We start from the raw sequence: 16909 nt of genomic DNA, 5'->3' as shown, positions 1-16909 counted from the left end.
ATGACCGACGAAACCAAACTTAACATCAGCCGGCGCGGCCTGCTGGGCGCGACCGCCGGCGGCGTCGCCATCGGCGGCATGGGTCTGGGCGGTGCAACGGCGCTGCTGGCCGGCGGCGGTGCCGCCACGCCCGCCGCTGCGCAGACCGCCTCGGAAGGGGCAAGCTGGCATCTCAAGCCGGGCGAACTCGACGAATATTACGGCTTCTGGTCCTCGGGCCAGACCGGCGAGATGCGTATCCTCGGCGTGCCCTCGATGCGCGAACTCATGCGGGTTCCGGTCTTCAACCGCTGCTCGGCCACCGGCTGGGGCCAGACCAATGAATCGCGCAAGATCCTGACCGAGAACATGCTGCCCGAGACCAAGGCCTATCTTGAGGCCAACGGCAAGCAACTGCACGATCAGGGCGACCTGCACCATGTCCACATGTCCTATACGGACGGGACCTATGACGGCCAGTACCTGTTCATGCAGGACAAGGCCAATACCCGCGTCGCCCGCGTCCGCTGCGACGTGATGAAATGCGACAAGATCCTGGAAATCCCGAATGCCAAGGCCATCCACGGGATGCGCCCGCAGAAGGTGCCATCGTCGAAATACCTGTTCTGCAACGGCGAGGACGAGGCGCCGCTGATCAACGACGGCTCGACCATGGACGATCCGTCGACCTATGTGAACCTGTATACGGCCGTCGATACCGCGACCATGCAGGTCGCCTGGCAGGTGATCGTCACCGGCAACCTCGACAATACCGACGCCGATTACGAGGGCAAATACGCCTTCTCGACCAGCTACAACTCGGAAATGGGGATGAGCCAGGCCGACATGACCTCGGCCGAGCTCGACCATGTCGTCGTCTTCAACCTCGCCAATATCGAGGCCGGGATCGAAGCCGGCGATTTCCAGGAACTCAACGGGGTCAAGATCCTCGACGGGCGCAAGGAAAACGCGGCCAAGAAATACACCACCTATATTCCGGTGCCGAACAACCCGCATGGCTGCAACATGGCCCCGGACAAGAAGCACCTCTGCATCGCCGGCAAGCTGTCGCCGACCGTCACCATCATCGACGTCACCAAGCTGGACGCGGTGTTCAACGACGGCGCGGCACCGGAATCGGTGATCGTGGCGCAGCCGGAACTGGGCCTCGGCCCGCTGCACACGGCCTTCGACGGTTCGGGCAATGCCTTCACCTCGCTCTTCCTCGACAGCCAGGTGGTGAAGTGGAACATCGAGAAGGCCATCGCCGCCCATAACGGCGAGGCGGTCGATCCGATCATTTCCAAGGTCGACGTGCAGTATCAGCCGGGTCACCTGAAGACGACCATGGGCGAAACGCTGGAAGCCGATGGCAAATGGCTGGTCTGCCTGTCCAAATTCTCGAAGGACCGCTTCCTGAACGTGGGTCCCCTGAAGCCGGAAAACGATCAGCTCATCGACATCTCCAAGGATGAAATGGTCGTGGTCCATGACGGCCCGAATTTCGCCGAGCCGCATGACGCGATTGGCGTCCATGCCTCGAAACTGGCGAATATCAAGTCGGTCTGGGACCGTCAGGACCCGATGTGGGCCGATACCCGCAAACAGGCCGAGGCCGACGGGATCGACCTGGACGACTGGCAGGACACGGTGATCCGCGACAAGGACGACCCGACCAAGGTGCGCGTCTACATGTCCTCGCAGGCGCCGACCTTCGCACTGGACAGCTTCGAGGTGAATCAGGGCGACGAGGTCACGGTGATCGTCACCAACCTGGACGATATCGACGACCTGACCCACGGCTTCACCATGGGCAATCATGGCGTGGCGATGGAGATCGGTCCGCAGGCGACATCCTCGGTCACCTTCGTGGCCTCGCGTCCGGGCGTTTACTGGTATTATTGCCAGTGGTTCTGCCACGCGCTGCACATGGAGATGCGCGGCCGCATGTTCGTGCGTCCGACCGTGGCCTGATGATCCGCGCGCTTGCCCTTTGCCTGTGTCTCTCCTCGCCGCTTTTTGCGGCCGAACGGGGTGTGCCCATGGGCGAAGGGCTGGCCGAAGCCATCGCCGGGGCAGCCCCCGGCGATGTGCTGATCCTTTCCCCCGGCCTGCATCGCGGGCCGGTGGTGATCGACAAGCCGCTGGTGCTGGACGGGCGAGGCGAAGCCCGGATCGACGCGGGCGGCACCGGCTCCGTCATCAAGGTGACCGGCGAGGACGTGGTGATCCGTGGGTTGACCCTGACCGGATCGGGCAATTCGCATCAGGAGATCGATTCCGGCGTGCTGATGACCCGAGAGGCTGCCCGCGTGCTGGTCGAGGATAACCGGATCGAGGGCAATCTTTACGGCGTCGATATCCACGGCGCGCGCGACAGCATCGTGCGCGGCAATACCATCATCGGCCGGCAGGACCGGCGCATGAACGATCGCGGCAATGGTGTCTATGTCTGGAACGCCCCCGGCGCCGTGGTCGAGGGCAACGACATCCGCTTTGGCCGCGACGGCATCTTCACCAATACTTCGCGCAAGAATGTCTTCCGCGACAATCTTTTCCGCGACCTGCGCTTTGCCGTCCATTACATGTATACCCATGACAGCGAGGTCTCGGGCAATGTCTCGGTCGGCAATCACCTCGGCTATGCGATCATGTATTCGGACCGGGTGAAGGTTCTGAACAATATCTCGCTGAAGGATCGCAGCCACGGGGTGATGCTGAACTTTGCCAACAGCTCTGACGTGGTCGGCAATCTGGTGGCCGGCGGGACCGAGAAATGCACCTTCATCTATAACGCCCACAAGAACCTGATCGCCAACAACCGTTTCGAGGGCTGCGATATCGGCATCCATTTCACCGCCGGATCCGAGCGCAATGCCATCACCGGCAATGCCTTCATCGGCAATCGCGAGCAGGTGAAATACGTAGGCTCCCGCGATGTGGAATGGAGCCTCGACGGGCGCGGCAATTACTGGTCCGACCACCCGGCCTTCGATTTGAACGGCGACGGCATCGCCGACAGCCCGTTCCGCCCCAATGACCTGATGGACCGCATCCTGTGGTCGCAGCCCGCCGCCGGCGCGCTGATCGGCTCGCCCGCCGTGCAACTGATCCGCTGGGCCCAGTCCAGCTTCCCCGCGACCCTGCCGGGCGGCGTGGTCGACAGCTTCCCGCTGACCGCCGCCCCCGAGATCGCGATTCCCGAAGATGTGGCCGCCATGGCCGCCGAAGCGCAGCCGGCCTGGCTGCAAGAAGGTTACGATGACGCCCCGATTGACCCTCTCACAGCTCACTAAGCGCTACGGCGAGGTCCATGCCCTGACCGATGTCTCGCTCGATGTCGCCCCCGGAGAGCGGGTGGCGCTTCTGGGCCATAACGGCGCCGGCAAATCGACGCTGATGAAGATCGTGCTGGGGCTGATCGGTTTCGATGCCGGCACCGTCTCGGTCGAGGGGGCCGCCCCCGGCAGCGCCGCCGCCCGGCGCATGACCGCCTATCTGCCGGAAAACGCCGCCTTTCACGCCGCGCTGACCGGGCGCGAACTGGTGCGCCATTACCTGCGTCTGCGCGGCCAGCCGGCCTCGCAGGCCGGCGAGTTGCTGGACCGCGTCGGTCTTGCACATGCCGCCGACCGCCGGATCGGCACCTATTCCAAGGGGATGCGGCAGCGCGTCGGGCTGGCGCAGGCGCTGATCGGCCAGCCGGCGCTGATGGTGCTGGACGAGCCGACCTCGGGCCTCGATCCGGTCTCGCGGCGCGAATTCTATGCGCTGATCGACGATCTGGCCCATGCCGGGGCCTCGGTGCTGCTGTCCTCGCACGCGCTGACCGAGGTCGAGGCGCGGACCGACCGGCTGGTGATCCTGTCGCGCGGCCGCATCGTCGCCGCCGGCAGCATGGCCGATCTGCGCGCCCGCGCCGGCCTGCCTTTGTCGGTGACCGTGACCCCTGCCCCGGAGTCGGCAGCCGTGCTGCGCGCGGCCCTTCCCGCCGATGCCATCTGGCAGGACGGGCGCGGGCATCTGCATATCCCGGTGGCCGAGAAGATGGGTTTTCTGGCCCGTATCGCCGCGCTCGGCCCGCAGGTCAGCGATATCGAGATCGCGCCGCCCAGCCTCGAAGACATCTACACCCATTTCAGCCAGACGCCCGGTGCCACCACGCCCGCCGAACGGGCAGAACAGGCAGAAGCCGCATGAACCGCATCCTGACCATCGCCGGAACCGAGTTCCGCATCGCCCGCCGCAACCGCTGGATCACCGTTTCGGCGGTTCTGATGATGATCTTCGCCCTTGTCCTGACGGCGGCGGGATCGGCCCCCAGCGGCGCGCTTGCCGCCGACCGGCTGTCGGTCGTCGTCGCCAGCCTGACCAGCCTTGCCGTCTATGTGGTACCGCTGATCGCGCTGCTTCTGTCCTTCGACGCCATCGCCGGCGAGGTCGAGCGCGGCACCCTGTCGCTGCTTCTGACCTATCCGGTCTCGCGCGCCGAGGCACTGGCGGGCAAGCTTCTGGCCCATATCGCGGTGCTTACGCTGGCGCTGCTGGCCGGTTATGGGCTGGCAGCCCTGGTCGCCTTGGTCGGCGACCGTTCCGCCATCGCCGGTCTGCCGGCGCTGTGGCGCCTGGGATGGAGTTCGGTGCTTCTGGGCATCACCTTCCTCGGGGCCGGTTATGCGCTGTCCTCGCTGGCCGGGCGGCCATCGGGGGCGGCGGGTCTGGCCATCGCGCTTTGGGTCGGGGCTGTGGTGCTTTACGATCTGGCGCTGCTGGCCGCCGTTGTCGCCGACGATGGCGGGGCGCTGACCCGACAGGGGCTGCCGGTGGCGCTTCTGGCCAATCCGGCCGATGCCTTCCGGCTGTTCAACCTGTCCGCCAGTCAGGCGACGGCGGCGGCCTCGGGCCTCGGTGCCGCCGCCAAGACGGTGCCGGCGCTGGCAACGCTCGGCTCGCTGGCGATCTGGCCGGTCCTGGCCTTCGCCCTCGCCTGGCTGGGTTTCCGCAGGGTGCAGCCATGAAGCGCCTCATCCCCGTGGCCGCGCTGATCCTGCTCTCCGCCTGCCGCACCGAGTCCGAGGTGCCCGAGCCGGTCGCCATGACCTCGGAGGCGGTCGGCTATTACTGCCAGATGAACGTGCTGGAACATCCCGGCCCGAAGGGGCAGGTGCATCTGAAGGACATGCTGTTCCCGCTGTTCTTCAGTCAGGCCCGCGACGCCATCGCCTATCAGCGCATGCCCGAGCAGGAGGCCGAGATCACCGCCATCTATGTCAGCGACATGGCCAAGGCCCCCAGTTGGGAGGAACCCGGCACCGAGAACTGGGTAGCGCTGGAGGATGCGGTCTTCGTCGTCGGCTCCACCCGCGCCGGCGGGATGGGGGCCAGCGAGACGGTGCCCTTCTCGGACAAGGCCAGGGCCGAGGCCTTTGCCGCCGAATATGGCGGGCAGGTCATGACGCTGGCCGAGATCCCCGACAGCGCGGTGCTTGAGGCCGCCGACAAGCCCGCAACCACAACAACCGATGCCGGGCCGGAGGATTATGCCGCCCGCCTGCGCGCCCTTTCCCAGCCTGCGGAGTCGAAGCCATGAACCGCCGCCGTTTCCTGACCATCACCGCCGCCGCGAGCACGCTTGCCCTTGCCACCCCAGCCGGTGCCGCGCCACTGCGCCTGCGGCAATGGCACGGCGTGGCACTTGGCGCCGCCGCCACCATCGCGCTCGACCACCCGGAGGCCGACCGGCTGATCGGGCTGGCTTTGGCCGAGATCGACCGGCTGGAAGATGTCTTCAGCCTCTATCGCCCCGACAGCGCACTGGCGCGGCTGAATCGCGACGGGCATCTGGACACGCCGCCTTTCGAGTTGCTCGACTGCCTCAGCCTCTGCGGGCGCGTGAACCGGGCCAGCGGCGGGCGCTTCGATCCGACGGTGCAGCCGGTCTGGCAGGCCCATGCCGAGGCCTGGGCGGCCGGTCACGCCCCCGACCCGGCCCGGCTGGCGGCAGCGCGCAAGCTGACCGGCTGGAACGGTGTGACGACCTCGCCCGGGGCGATCCGGCTGGCTAGGCCCGGCATGGCGCTGACGCTGAACGGGGTGGCGCAGGGCGTGATCGCCGACCGCGTGGCCGACCTGCTGCGGGCCGAGGGTTTGGGTGCCGTGCTGGTCGATACCGGCGAGATCGTGGCGCGCGGCCAGACCCCGGACGGCACGGCCTGGCCGGTCACGCTGAGCGATGGCACAGGGCTGAAACTGCAGGACCGCGCGCTTGCCAGTTCCTCGCCACGCGGAACGGTCTTCGACGCGGCGGGCCTGCAGGGCCATATCCTCGACCCCGCAAGCGGCCTGCCGGCCCGCGCGGCTTTCGATCTGGTCAGCATCAGCGCCCCGCGCGCGGGCCTGGCTGATGCGCTGTCGACCGCCGCCTGCCTGATGCAGGGCCGGGCCGAAGTGGCTGCACTGGTCAGGCAATTCCCCGATACCAGTATCGAAGCTTTGCATCCTGCGGTGGGGTAAATCTGGCAGGCCAGCTGTCGCAAGAGTATTGAAGCCAGGCTGCTGACAAGCGGCAGATGGGCACTCATGCGAGATACGCTGACCGCAACGAATGCGGGATTTGAAATCCTGTGTTTGGGGCGGCTCGCCGCCGTCACGGGCGCATCCGGAACGGCTGCAAGCTCAGCCTCAGCCGCCGGTATTGATCTCCACCCCCAGATGCTTGGCGACAGTAAAGATGTCCTTGTCGCCGCGCCCCGACAGGTTCACCACCATCAGGTGATCCTTCGGCAGGTCGGGGGCGATCTTCTGGACATGGGCGAGCGCGTGGCTCGGCTCCAGCGCCGGAATGATGCCCTCGGTCCGGCACAGAAGCTGGAAGGCGCCAAGCGCCTCCTGGTCGGTGACATAGACATATTCGGCCCGGCCCTGATCGTGCAGCCAGGCATGTTCCGGCCCGATGCCCGGGTAATCGAGCCCGGCGCTGATCGAATGCCCGTCGAGGATCTGGCCCTGCTCGTCCTGCAACAGATAGGTGCGGTTGCCATGCAGCACGCCCGGCCTACCGCCGGTCAGCGAGGCGCAATGCTCCATCCTCTCATCGACACCGTGACCGCCGGCCTCGACCCCGATGATGCGGACCTCGGGGTCGTCGATGAAGGGATGAAACAGCCCCATCGCGTTCGAGCCGCCGCCGATGCAGGCGATGACGCTGTCGGGCAGACGGCCCTCGGCGCGCATCATCTGCTGCTTCGTCTCGCGCCCGATGATCGACTGAAAATCGCGCACCATGGCCGGATAGGGATGCGGGCCGGCCACCGTGCCGATGCAGTAGAACGTGTCGCGCACATTGGTCACCCAGTCGCGCAGAGCGTCGTTCATCGCGTCCTTCAGCGTCCCCTTGCCCGAGGTGACCGGCACCACCTCGGCCCCAAGAAGCCGCATCCGGAAGACGTTCGGCGCCTGGCGCTCGACATCGGTCGCACCCATATAGACAATGCATTTCAGCCCGAAACGCGCGCAGACGGTGGCCGTGGCCACGCCGTGCTGGCCGGCCCCGGTTTCGGCGATGATCCGGGTCTTGCCCATGCGCCGCGCCAGCAGGATCTGGCCCAGCACATTGTTGATCTTGTGGCTGCCGGTATGGTTCAGCTCCTCGCGCTTGAGATAGATCTTCGCGCCGCCCAGTTCCTCGGTCAGGCGCGGCGCGAAATAGAGCGGGCTCGGCCGGCCGACATAATGCGCCCAGAGATCGTCCATCTCGGCCTTGAAGGCCGGATCGGTCTTGGCGCGCTCGTATTCCGCCTGCAGATCGAGGATCAGCGGCATCAGCGTTTCAGACACGAAACGACCACCAAAAATGCCGAAGCGGCCCTGTTCGTCCGGCCCCTGGCTGAGCGAGTTGATGCGTTCGTTCATGGCGCGCCTCCTGTCGGTTCGACCTGTCGTAGCGAAGCGCGCGCCGGGCGGCAAGCCGGGCTTGCAGATAATGCCACCGCAGGGTAGGCGATGCAGGTCGGAGGAGTGGCAGAGTGGTCTAATGCACCGGTCTTGAAAACCGACGTAGGTGGAAGCCTACCGTGGGTTCGAATCCCACCTCCTCCGCCAGAATATCCGTATTTATTATTGAAAATCAGCGCATTGTTACCAGATCACTTTATTCAGACCCACATTTCACCCCACTTATTTTTCTGGATTGCGTTGGCCGTCACTGGCTGAGTCTGGACATGTCCCTCGACGACCGAGGGCTTTTGCCCTCGCCTGCGATCACGGTTGGTCTTTGCCCCTGAGACAAGGTGCGCGCAGACTGTCATGAATGTCGGCGTCGACGGGACCGTGCAGAATGCGCTGCGGCCCAAAACCCTGCCTGACTGACCAGAATCACCACCGTTCGCGAGGCGCTGGAATTTGTCGACAGGACCACACCCGTTTCCCTTGTCTCGGGGTGGTGACCGGGACGCCCGAGGCTTTGCGGATGATGGTGGGTTCGGATGCAGCGCGTTACGGCATGACATAACTTTATTGTCATTACCTGTAATGATATCGCGGAACCGCCAGCACCAAAGCCCCTGCAAGCAGGTCCTGGCTACACGATTACCCCACCCCCCCGATCCAATCCGCGACCTTCAGCGGCTTCTGCCCTGCGGCCCTGATGACCGCCTCAGTGCCGGTGACGGGTCGAAAACCCCAGAGGTCGACCCCGACATTGACCTGCCGGTCGGAGCCCGGCCAGCGGTCATGAACATGGCCGAAGAGTTGTATTGCCCCCTGCCGTGCGCCATTCCATGACAGCAGCGGGTAGTGGCAGAGCACGAAGCATTCCGGTCCGTCACGCAGCTCGATCAGCTCATGCTGGCTGGTCCATGGCAGGGCGGTGACGCGGGTATCGTCATGGTTGCCGCGAACAAGGTGCGCTCGACCCGGCAGGCGCTCGATCAAGGTTCGGGCAAGCTCTTCGCCACCTGCCCCCGTATCGGCGACATCGCCAAGCACCCAGAGGTCATCGCCCTCACGCAGCCGTGCCACGATGCCGTCGATCATGGCATTGTTCATCTCGGTGATGCTGCGGAACGGTCGCCCGAAATATCGCATGATACCCTCGTCGCAAAAATGCAGGTCAGCTGTGTACCAGTGGGTCATATGGCCTCCTTAACTCTGTAGGGCGGGTGTCGGTCGGGCTCATGTCTTTCGCCGCCTGCGCTTTCGTGCCCCGCCCCGGGCACAGTATTGCGCGACCGGGCAGCTATGGCGCTGCTCGCAGAGCCGACCCTTACCGACCACACGGGCGCGGCACATACCGTGCTCGGTCTCGGCACAGAAACGCCAAATGGCCAGTTCAACAAGGCGCGGGAAATATGCCGGGTAGTCCGCGTGGATTTCCTGCACCGGCACGGCACGCGCGAGTTCGGCGATCACCCCGTCACAGCCATCGGCCCGGTAACAGCGCGGCCCATAGGCATGCTCAAGCGCAAACTCGTGGAGGATGCCGGTCCGATCAAGAAACTTATGGACCAGCACATCGACCGTGCACATCGCCGCCCCAATCGACCGCCAGCGCAGGTCATCGGGCCTGCCGCCAAGCAGGATATCGGCCAGCACCATATTGGCCAACTTGGCCGATACGCCACTCACCCGGGTAAATTCGCCCAACAGGGCATCGCGCGCCGCCAATACTGCATCGGGCAACAAAACCCCGGCATCGGTGCCCTCAGCCCCCGAACAGTGCCGCGCAGCGCCTGTACCGGCCCCGGTAACCGCGCCATCGATGAGCTGATCGATGAACCCGGCCACATCATCATGGCAAACGTCACGCAGGAAAAAATGCAGCGAATGCGCCTGGATATTGAGCAACCCCTTGCGCAGCGGGGGTTTGCGCACCGGGCAAAGCCGCAAATGTTGCGGGCGGGCACAGCTCATCGCCGACTTTCGGTAACGGCAGCCGCTATAGGCCTCGAACCCCGCCAGCTTCGGGCAGGCGCAGCGGCTGCGGGCAAGCGCGGCCCGGATCTCGCTGCGGGTCGCATTGCCGTGGTGGGCGATGTATCGGACCGCGATATCGTCAGAAATGCCCTGCATGCTCAGCGACAGCATCAGGTGGTCATAGATCAAGTCGGCATCACCTTCGGCAAGCGCCCGCGCCAGCCCGGACCTCTCAACCTCGTTGGTAACCTCGTCGAGGTAACCGGGGCCGATCATCAACCGGCACAAGGCCTCCAGCATGTGTGCCGCATGCACCCTACTCATCGCCATTCAATACTCCGAGGCCAGCATGATGGTCATCACACGTCGGGTCAGCTGCGGGTCCGCAGGGTCCGGCGAAAGCCCCCTCAAGTCTTGATCGTAATAGTCGATCTTCCAGATGATCCGGTGCCGCCCCATGCTCATGACCGCACAGTCATGTTCATCCCAGGGGTCGTTATCCTCGGTGAAATCGTCAAAGCAGGCCACCGCCCGCAGGATCGCGATCACCTCAGCATCGGGCAACATATCGACCTCACGCGTGACGAAGACCTCGCCGCCGATACCTCGCCGGCGCAAAGCGTCATTCAGCATCCGAACCAGCCGAACATCATAGGGCCGGTCGCTGGCCCCAACCTCATTGTTGCCATTTTGTTCTTTGCTGCTTTCCATTGAATCCCGTTCGTCCATTGCTGCTTTCCTTTCAGATGAGTTTGATCAACCGACGCTGCGCCTGTTCGTCGCCGTCGATATAGCCTTGGGTGGTCTGTATGGATCGATGCCCGGCCAACAGTTGCACATCACGCAGCGACCCGCCCGCGCGGGGGAGCTGACGCGCCGCCCGGGTGATAAAGCTCCGACGCCCCGAATGCGATGAACAGCCCTGCAGCCCAAGCTGCCGGTAAAGCCCGGTAAACCAGTTGACCAGCGACTTCGGTGACATCGCCCCGCCCCGGCATGATCGAATTACCGGCCCCTGCCGCATGCGCACGCGCGGGGCCAGCCGGGCAAGGGCGCGGCGCAGTTCGGGGTGAAGCGGGATACGACGCCCCGAGCGGCGCTTCGCGGCCACTGGCGGCAATTCGATATGCGCCCCGATACCGCCATCGGCTCGCGTCAGCATGGGCCAGGTCAGTGCGCAAACCTCACAGGCGCGTAACCCCGCTGTGATGGTCAGCAAAAACATCACCCGGTCACGGGCTGCCGTTGGGGAGAGGTCGAGATGGCGTAAAACGCGCCGCTGTTCAGCGGCTGTGATTACCTTGGCCGGGCGGCCGCGCATATGCTCACACAAATCAACATACAATATGTATACACAACTAAAGGAAGAATGTCAATGCATGTATTCAACCTGAACTGAAGCGCCGGCCCGATATTCTGTCTGGACACCGTTTGGCCCTATTGGCGTCAAGCCGCAGTTTCCGATGTTGAGCCCGACGATGCGCCCAAGAAACTGGGCATTGGCCACCACCGATTGCCCCATTCGGCACGGAAGGGTGGCGCAGACGGACCGACCTTGCAGAATCGTCGCATCGTCGGGATGACTCCGTGGTCGCCGGCTTCATCCGCCGATGGCGGCGCAACCGTAAAAGGACGCATGACATGAAACTGTATTATTCGCCCGGTGCTTGCTCGCTGGCCTCACATATCACCCTCCGCGAAGCTGGTACGCCATTTGAGCTTGAGAAAACCGACATCCGCACCAAGACTACAGAGACAGGGTCCGATTTCCGGAAAATCAACCCGAAAGGGGCCGTGCCAGCTTTGGCGCTCGATAATGGTGTGGTCCTGACCGAGGGTGTTGCCATCATGCAGTACGTGGCGGACAATTCCGGCTCGGAGGAACTGGCGCCGCCCGCCGGGAGCATAGGCCGCGCCCGGCTTCAGGAAGCACTGAACTATGTCGCGAGCGAGGTTCACAAATCCTATTCGCCGCTCTTCAACCCCGCCTTGCCCGACGATGCGAAGGCCGCCCAGAAAGAGGTGTTGAACACGAAGTTCGCATGGCTTGAAGACCTCCTTTCGGACGGACGGACCTACCTCACCGGCGCGAATTTTACCCCGGTGGATGCTTACCTGTTCACAGTAACGAATTGGTCGGACATGCTTGGGCATGACCTGTCGGACTTTCCAAGGATAGGTGAACTGCGCGCTCGTGTCGCCGCGCGGCCTGCGGTTCAAGCGGCGCTCGCAGCCGAGGGGCTGACGGGCTGACAAATAGCCTGATCACCATCGCGCGCCGGCCCGCCGGGCTGGCGCGCCTGTCACCATTTGTGCCCTCGGTGGGCTTACCGGCAATACATCGCAAGTGTCGAAGTTGGGGTTCAGGGAGCAGGTTTTACCCCCACACTGGCACAAATGGTTCGGAACGCTCTTCACTACGTTCTAACCGCGATAATTCACGACGTCCCATTATTCAGTCTTTGATGACGTTCTCAGCCGCTCGGATCTTCTGCGCGCAATCTCCGACTGTTCGCATCGGGCGGTGGCGTATGAATGTCCGGTTCGATGCCGCTTGCGCTATTCACGTGGCCTGCGGGGTTGCTTTGGCTTGCGCCCTGCCGCGAGTGCCGGAGGTGGGTTATCACCGATGGGGTCATCAAACAGCTCCCGAACCGGCACTCCAAGGGTAGCCGCAAACTGCTCCAAGCGGGCGACGGTCACATTTTCCGAACCACGTTCGACGCGCCCAACATATGACCGGTCAATACCTGACTCAAGCGCCAGCCTCTCCTGCGACAGGCCCTGCGCAACCCGAAGCCGGCGTAGATTCCAGCCGATGACTTTTCGCGTATCCATATCGGCAAAAAGCAGATGGGTGGCTTGACAATCGACGGACTGTCAGTCCCATATTATGCTCAATCGTGACTGAACCCGCCGACCAGTTCGACGGTCGCGGGGGCTGATATCAAAGGACCAATAATGACCGCATATTTTGACGCGTTCCGCCGCTACTTCGATTTTTCCGGCCGCTCTACCCGCAGCCAATACTGGCTGTTCACGCTCTTCTACGCGATAATTTTGTTTGCCGCGCTGATGCTGGACGGGGCGCTGGAAACCGACCCGACGGGTGAGGTGCCGATCATTGCAGCCTTCGTGCAACTGGCGCATATTATCCCAGCGCTGAGCGTGACGGTTCGGCGGCTGCATGACACCGACCGCAGCGGCTGGTTCCTCCTGCTGGGCATTATCCCAGTCATCGGCCAGATCGCCTTGCTTGTATTCCTCTGCACGCGTTCGACGGGCCCCAACCGCTACGATGGGCAGGCCGGGGGTATGTACCAGCAAACCGACGTGGCCGCTGCGATCCCGCCGACAGGGCATGGCAGCACCGCGCAACTTGATCAGCTCGAAAAGCTTGTAGCGCTCAAAAACGCAGGGACCATTGACGAAGTCGAGTTTGGCCGGATGAAGGCTGACCTGCTGGCCCAACAACGCACATGATCGGGCGCAGATTTCTTGTCAGCGCGCCAGTGGTGTTAGCGCTGGCGCTCGCCGCGAACGGCCTCCACGCTACTGCAGCGATGTCGCAGTCGAACCCAGGGCAGGACGTAACCGACCTTTCGCTGTTAGCGCTGATCGGGTTTGTTGCCCTTATCGTGTTTTTGCTGCCAACTATTGTCGCCTTCATGCGCGGCCACCCGAACCGTTGGCCAATCATGCTGATCAACCTTGTATTCGGCCTGACGGTGCTGGGTTGGTTCGGTACATTGATCTGGGCAATGGGGGCCGTTCATAAAAGCCCAACCGGGTCAAATGGCGGTGAAAGCGGGCTGAACCTGTTCGTCAACGACCCTCAGGCAATTCGCATTGCGAGCTCGCCCGAGGCCCCCTCAGAGGCGCAGCAGTTGACCGAACGGCTTCACAACCTCAAGCAGTTGGAGGTCGATGGCGCGATCAGCGCAGAGGAGCATCAACAGTTGCGAGGATCGTTGCTTGACGGCTTTGGTCGCACTCAACGTGGTGCTTGAAGGCGGCGAGCCTCGGGGCGACCGCACGCCGACAGAAAATGCCCTGATGGCCAATATGGGCGCAGGTGGTTCAACGCCGATTTCGTCACGCGCCCAGCCGAACCTAACCCGGCCAACATGGCATTTGTGGCAAAAGGCCATGTAAGTAGCAGGCTCGGTTTTTTCGTCACAGTCGCCCCTGCGTTCACCACGACCCAGTTACGATACGGCAGCCGACCAGCTTCTGTTGACGGCGCCGACGACAGCAGCAAAGCCGCCATTCGCTATACATGCTGCATCGCAGCTTTCACCTTGCGGCCATCGGGCCTTCTTGCCGCATTTGACCAATCGGACAGCCAATACTTGCCCCCGGGATCCGGTCGAGGCAGTTATTGGGAAAGTGTTCACGACCGAGACCTGCCCATGGCGCGCAAACCTGCCCTGACCAACGACAAGCTGAAAGACCTCGGCGCCGACAAGCTCGCGCAACTGGTGCTGGACGAAGCCGAGCGCAACGCGGGGTTTCGGCGGCAGGTCAAGGCGGCGCTGGTCGGGAAAAACGGCCCCGAAGCCATCGCTAAGCTGATCGACCGGCGACTGTCCGGGCTGGCGCGGGCAAAGAGCTTCATCGAATGGGACAAGGCCCGCGCCTTTGCCGAGGATCTGCGAAGCCTGATCAATACGATCACCTCTGAGCTTGGCCCTGCCGCCCCGGCCTTGGCCACAGACCGACTGCTGCGCTTCATCGCGACACATGAACAGGTGTTCGAACGCGTCGACGATTCCTCGGGCCGCGTTCAGGACGTCTATCATCAGGCGATCCAAGCGACCGGTGATCTGGCGCGCAGCCTGACTGCACCCGAGGCGGACCTGCTGCCCGAGAAGATCATGACGGCCCTTGGCGAAAGCACGCATGGCTACCTCGCTGACGTGACCGAGGCTGTGGCGGCACACCTGCCGCCAGACAGCTTGGCGCGATGGGATAACGATCTGAAAGACGCCATCGCCGAGCGGCAGGCCAGGGATGCCGCCCGCAAATCGGATGACTGGTTCTACTCCGTGACCTCGCAATGGGCTGCGATGCGTCAGACCCTCGCCTCGGCGCGAGGCGATCTCGACCTGCTCATCGCGCTGGAGCTCAAGAAGAAGCCACATATGCAGGATACGCTTGGGATCGCTGCACAGCTTCTGGAGAGCCGTCGCAGTGCCGAGGCGCTGGAATGGGTGCGCAAGCCCGGGCGGCGTACCTTTGGCGAAGCTGATGATGGCCTGTCGCCAGAACGGGTCAGTCTGGAGGCGCGCATCTTGGACGCCACTGGCGACAGTTCGACCGCACAGGCCCTGCGCTGGCGCTGTTTCGAGGCGCGGCTGCCCGCCGACATCCTTCGGGAGCACCTCAAACAACTGCCGGACTTCGAGGATATCGAGGCCGAGGAACGCGCCCATGCCTTCGCGCTGGAAAAGGCAGAACCCGAATTGGCACTGCAATTCTTCCTCGATTGGCCGCGACTTGATCTGGCGGCAAAACTGATCACGACGCACCCGCACCGCTGGGATGGGGGTGACTGGCACATTCTGCCTAAGGTTGCGGGCCTTCTGGAACATGAACATCCGCTGGCATCGACGATCCTCTATCGTGCCCTTCTGGATGACATCCTCGACCGCGCACGCTCAAAGGCCTATGGGCACGGCGCAAAATACCTCGGGAAACTCGGCCTGCTGGCGGGCGAAGCGGATCCGATCCGCCCAAGCGGAATGGTCGACCATGCAACCTACCTTGCCAGGCTCAAGACAGCACATCCCCGCAAATCAGGATTCTGGGCACGTGTCGGAGACGGTGAACCGAAAGCACCACAAGCGAGTGGGGCCCGCCGCCCTGTGTGGATCAGGGATGGTGAGTAACGGCCTGATCCGGTCGTTCATCGCTCATGCCATCGTCGCGATCCGGGCCAGCAGGCAGGGAGTTTGCTGCAAGTGCGAAGCCGGGCGCTCGCGCTGCCTTCGTCACGCGACATAGCGGTCATCCGGCATCCGCTCGGCCTGACCGAGTGCGGCGAGGCTTTCGAGCAATGGCTGCACGGCTTTGGTGCGGGCGTGCCGGAAGCGGCGGGCGATCTGTTCCGGGGTCGCCTCGCCCATTTCGGACAGGGCCTCGCGGACGGCGGCGATCTGGTCGGGCAGGGTCGCGGGCCACGGGGCCTTTTCGGCTTTGGCGGCGGTGCCAAGGTCCATTTCGGCGGTCTTGCCCTTGGCGGCCTGCGTGCCAGTGGGGTTCTGGTAATCGGGGCGCAACCAACGGATATGGCCCTGCGCCTCTTCCGCCGCGCGTCCCTTGTTCAGCGCGACAAGGCGCAGCAGGATGTCTTCGTCGGGCAGATCGACCGGCCAGCCATAGGCATCGGCCACGGCGGAGTCGATCTGGTCGTGCAGGTCCTTGAGGATGCCGACAAGGCCGGAATCGTAAATCTCGCGGTCCTTGCCGTCGATGATTTCGCCGGCGCGGAGCTTTTCCAGCACGTTGTACATCTGGGTCAGGGTCAGCTTGGGGTGTGCTTCCAGCTGACGCTTGCGATGCGCGTCGAGTTCCTCGCCCAAGGTGCGGAGACGGGTGCGTTGGGCGTCGGTGAGGTCGGGGAAGGGGAAGGGGTCGAAACAGCGCGATTTGTTGTAGCGGGGATCGTTGCCGACACCCAAGCGCCCGCCGGCTGCGAGGGACCAAACGACATGAAAGCGACTTGAAAGCAGCGAGAGGTGGGCAGCATCCTCTGAAGCAACAACGTTGATCGTTGCGTCTACGAGGACCTGCCCCGGCACGAACTGAAAGACTCTGTGCTTTGCAGTGTACACCGTGCCGACGTATCTTGGCAGCCCCTCAAGTGCTTTACGAACGGAGTGCACATTTTCACCGAACTGCCACCATCGGTCACGATAGGCTTTGCGGTTGTTTTGGGCGCGCTCAGGCCGAACTGCATCACTAGGGTCAGGACTCATTCCCGATCATAACCAGAAGATGACGGTGGCGGCGAGCA

Annotated in this window: 17 protein-coding genes and 1 tRNA gene; 11 read left to right on the top strand and 7 right to left on the bottom strand. The window is 63.6% G+C overall.

All coding sequences use genetic code 11. From position 1 onward, the window contains the following. Genes nosZ through Q0330_RS00850 form a run of 6 tightly spaced genes read left to right on the top strand, consistent with a single transcriptional unit; the run spans window position 1 to window position 6492 of the window. Window positions 1-1953 carry a TAT-dependent nitrous-oxide reductase gene (nosZ, locus tag Q0330_RS00875; RefSeq protein WP_299473033.1) on the top strand — a complete coding sequence of 651 codons (1953 nt, stop codon included), beginning with the start codon at window positions 1-3 and terminating at the stop codon, window positions 1951-1953. Beyond that, the gene (locus tag Q0330_RS00870; RefSeq protein WP_299473031.1) at window positions 1953-3275 is read left to right on the top strand and encodes a nitrous oxide reductase family maturation protein NosD; all 1323 of its coding nucleotides are present in this window, start codon (window positions 1953-1955) and stop codon (window positions 3273-3275) included. Before nosZ ends, Q0330_RS00870 begins: the two co-directional genes overlap by 1 nt. Next, window positions 3241-4179, top strand: a complete 939-nt coding sequence (locus Q0330_RS00865) for an ABC transporter ATP-binding protein (protein WP_299473029.1) — start codon at window positions 3241-3243, stop codon at window positions 4177-4179. The genes Q0330_RS00870 and Q0330_RS00865 overlap by 35 nt, the downstream gene beginning before the upstream one ends. Beyond that, window positions 4176-4997 carry an ABC transporter permease subunit gene (locus tag Q0330_RS00860; protein ID WP_299473027.1) on the top strand — a complete coding sequence of 274 codons (822 nt, stop codon included), beginning with the start codon at window positions 4176-4178 and terminating at the stop codon, window positions 4995-4997. The genes Q0330_RS00865 and Q0330_RS00860 overlap by 4 nt, the downstream gene beginning before the upstream one ends. After that, window positions 4994-5569 carry a nitrous oxide reductase accessory protein NosL gene (locus Q0330_RS00855; protein WP_299473025.1) on the top strand — a complete coding sequence of 192 codons (576 nt, stop codon included), beginning with the start codon at window positions 4994-4996 and terminating at the stop codon, window positions 5567-5569. The genes Q0330_RS00860 and Q0330_RS00855 overlap by 4 nt, the downstream gene beginning before the upstream one ends. Further along, window positions 5566-6492, top strand: a complete 927-nt coding sequence (locus tag Q0330_RS00850; RefSeq protein ID WP_299473023.1) for an FAD:protein FMN transferase — start codon at window positions 5566-5568, stop codon at window positions 6490-6492. Before Q0330_RS00855 ends, Q0330_RS00850 begins: the two co-directional genes overlap by 4 nt. 168 nt (window positions 6493-6660) lie before the next feature. Here the strand turns inward: Q0330_RS00850 and trpB are convergent, their stop codons facing one another. After that, window positions 6661-7890 (bottom strand): tryptophan synthase subunit beta, encoded by a 1230-nt coding sequence (trpB, locus tag Q0330_RS00845; protein ID WP_299473021.1) that lies wholly within the window; start codon window positions 7888-7890, stop codon window positions 6661-6663. Window positions 7891-7989: 99 nt separating this feature from the next. Between trpB and Q0330_RS00840 the strand changes: the two genes are divergently transcribed. After that, window positions 7990-8079: transfer RNA gene (locus Q0330_RS00840), tRNA-Ser, on the top strand. A gap of 486 nt (window positions 8080-8565) precedes the next feature. Here Q0330_RS00840 and Q0330_RS00835 read toward each other — a convergent pair. Genes Q0330_RS00835 through Q0330_RS00820 form a run of 4 tightly spaced genes read right to left on the bottom strand, consistent with a single transcriptional unit; the run spans window position 8566 to window position 11236 of the window. Continuing rightward, on the bottom strand, window positions 8566-9111 hold the full coding sequence (locus Q0330_RS00835; RefSeq protein WP_299473019.1) for a metallophosphoesterase: 546 nt from the start codon (window positions 9109-9111) through the stop codon (window positions 8566-8568). A gap of 39 nt (window positions 9112-9150) precedes the next feature. Beyond that, window positions 9151-10191, bottom strand: a complete 1041-nt coding sequence (locus Q0330_RS00830) for a hypothetical protein (protein WP_299473017.1) — start codon at window positions 10189-10191, stop codon at window positions 9151-9153. A 30-nt stretch (window positions 10192-10221) separates the two neighbouring features. After that, the gene (locus Q0330_RS00825; protein WP_299473015.1) at window positions 10222-10620 is read right to left on the bottom strand and encodes a DUF3768 domain-containing protein; all 399 of its coding nucleotides are present in this window, start codon (window positions 10618-10620) and stop codon (window positions 10222-10224) included. 13 nt (window positions 10621-10633) lie between these two features. Next, window positions 10634-11236, bottom strand: a complete 603-nt coding sequence (locus tag Q0330_RS00820; protein WP_299473013.1) for a site-specific integrase — start codon at window positions 11234-11236, stop codon at window positions 10634-10636. A 296-nt stretch (window positions 11237-11532) separates the two neighbouring features. On the opposite strand from Q0330_RS00820, the gene gstA reads away from it, so the two are divergent. Further along, complete coding sequence (gstA, locus tag Q0330_RS00815) at window positions 11533-12144, top strand: glutathione transferase GstA (protein WP_299473012.1); 612 nt, start codon at window positions 11533-11535, stop codon at window positions 12142-12144. Window positions 12145-12450: 306 nt separating this feature from the next. Here the strand turns inward: gstA and Q0330_RS00810 are convergent, their stop codons facing one another. Beyond that, a complete protein-coding gene (locus tag Q0330_RS00810) occupies window positions 12451-12729 on the bottom strand; it encodes a helix-turn-helix transcriptional regulator (RefSeq protein WP_299473009.1) in 279 nt (92 codons plus the stop codon). Between the two features lie 123 nt (window positions 12730-12852). On the opposite strand from Q0330_RS00810, the gene Q0330_RS00805 reads away from it, so the two are divergent. The 3 genes from Q0330_RS00805 (at window position 12853) to Q0330_RS00795 (ending at window position 15782) form a co-directional block, all read left to right on the top strand. After that, window positions 12853-13374 (top strand): DUF805 domain-containing protein, encoded by a 522-nt coding sequence (locus Q0330_RS00805; RefSeq protein WP_299473007.1) that lies wholly within the window; start codon window positions 12853-12855, stop codon window positions 13372-13374. Then, window positions 13371-13901, top strand: a complete 531-nt coding sequence (locus Q0330_RS00800) for a superinfection immunity protein (protein WP_299473005.1) — start codon at window positions 13371-13373, stop codon at window positions 13899-13901. Before Q0330_RS00805 ends, Q0330_RS00800 begins: the two co-directional genes overlap by 4 nt. 402 nt (window positions 13902-14303) lie before the next feature. Continuing rightward, the gene (locus Q0330_RS00795) at window positions 14304-15782 is read left to right on the top strand and encodes a DUF6880 family protein (RefSeq protein ID WP_299473003.1); all 1479 of its coding nucleotides are present in this window, start codon (window positions 14304-14306) and stop codon (window positions 15780-15782) included. Between the two features lie 102 nt (window positions 15783-15884). Here Q0330_RS00795 and Q0330_RS00790 read toward each other — a convergent pair whose 3' ends face one another. Continuing rightward, on the bottom strand, window positions 15885-16871 hold the full coding sequence (locus Q0330_RS00790; protein ID WP_366518279.1) for a type IIL restriction-modification enzyme MmeI: 987 nt from the start codon (window positions 16869-16871) through the stop codon (window positions 15885-15887). Window positions 16872-16909 lie beyond the last annotated feature (38 nt).

The organism is uncultured Paracoccus sp., from assembly GCF_937873615.1.
Taxonomy (GTDB): domain Bacteria; phylum Pseudomonadota; class Alphaproteobacteria; order Rhodobacterales; family Rhodobacteraceae; genus Paracoccus.
The sequence above is the reverse complement of the archived record's forward strand: the minus strand, read 5'-3'. Positions and strand labels throughout refer to the sequence as shown.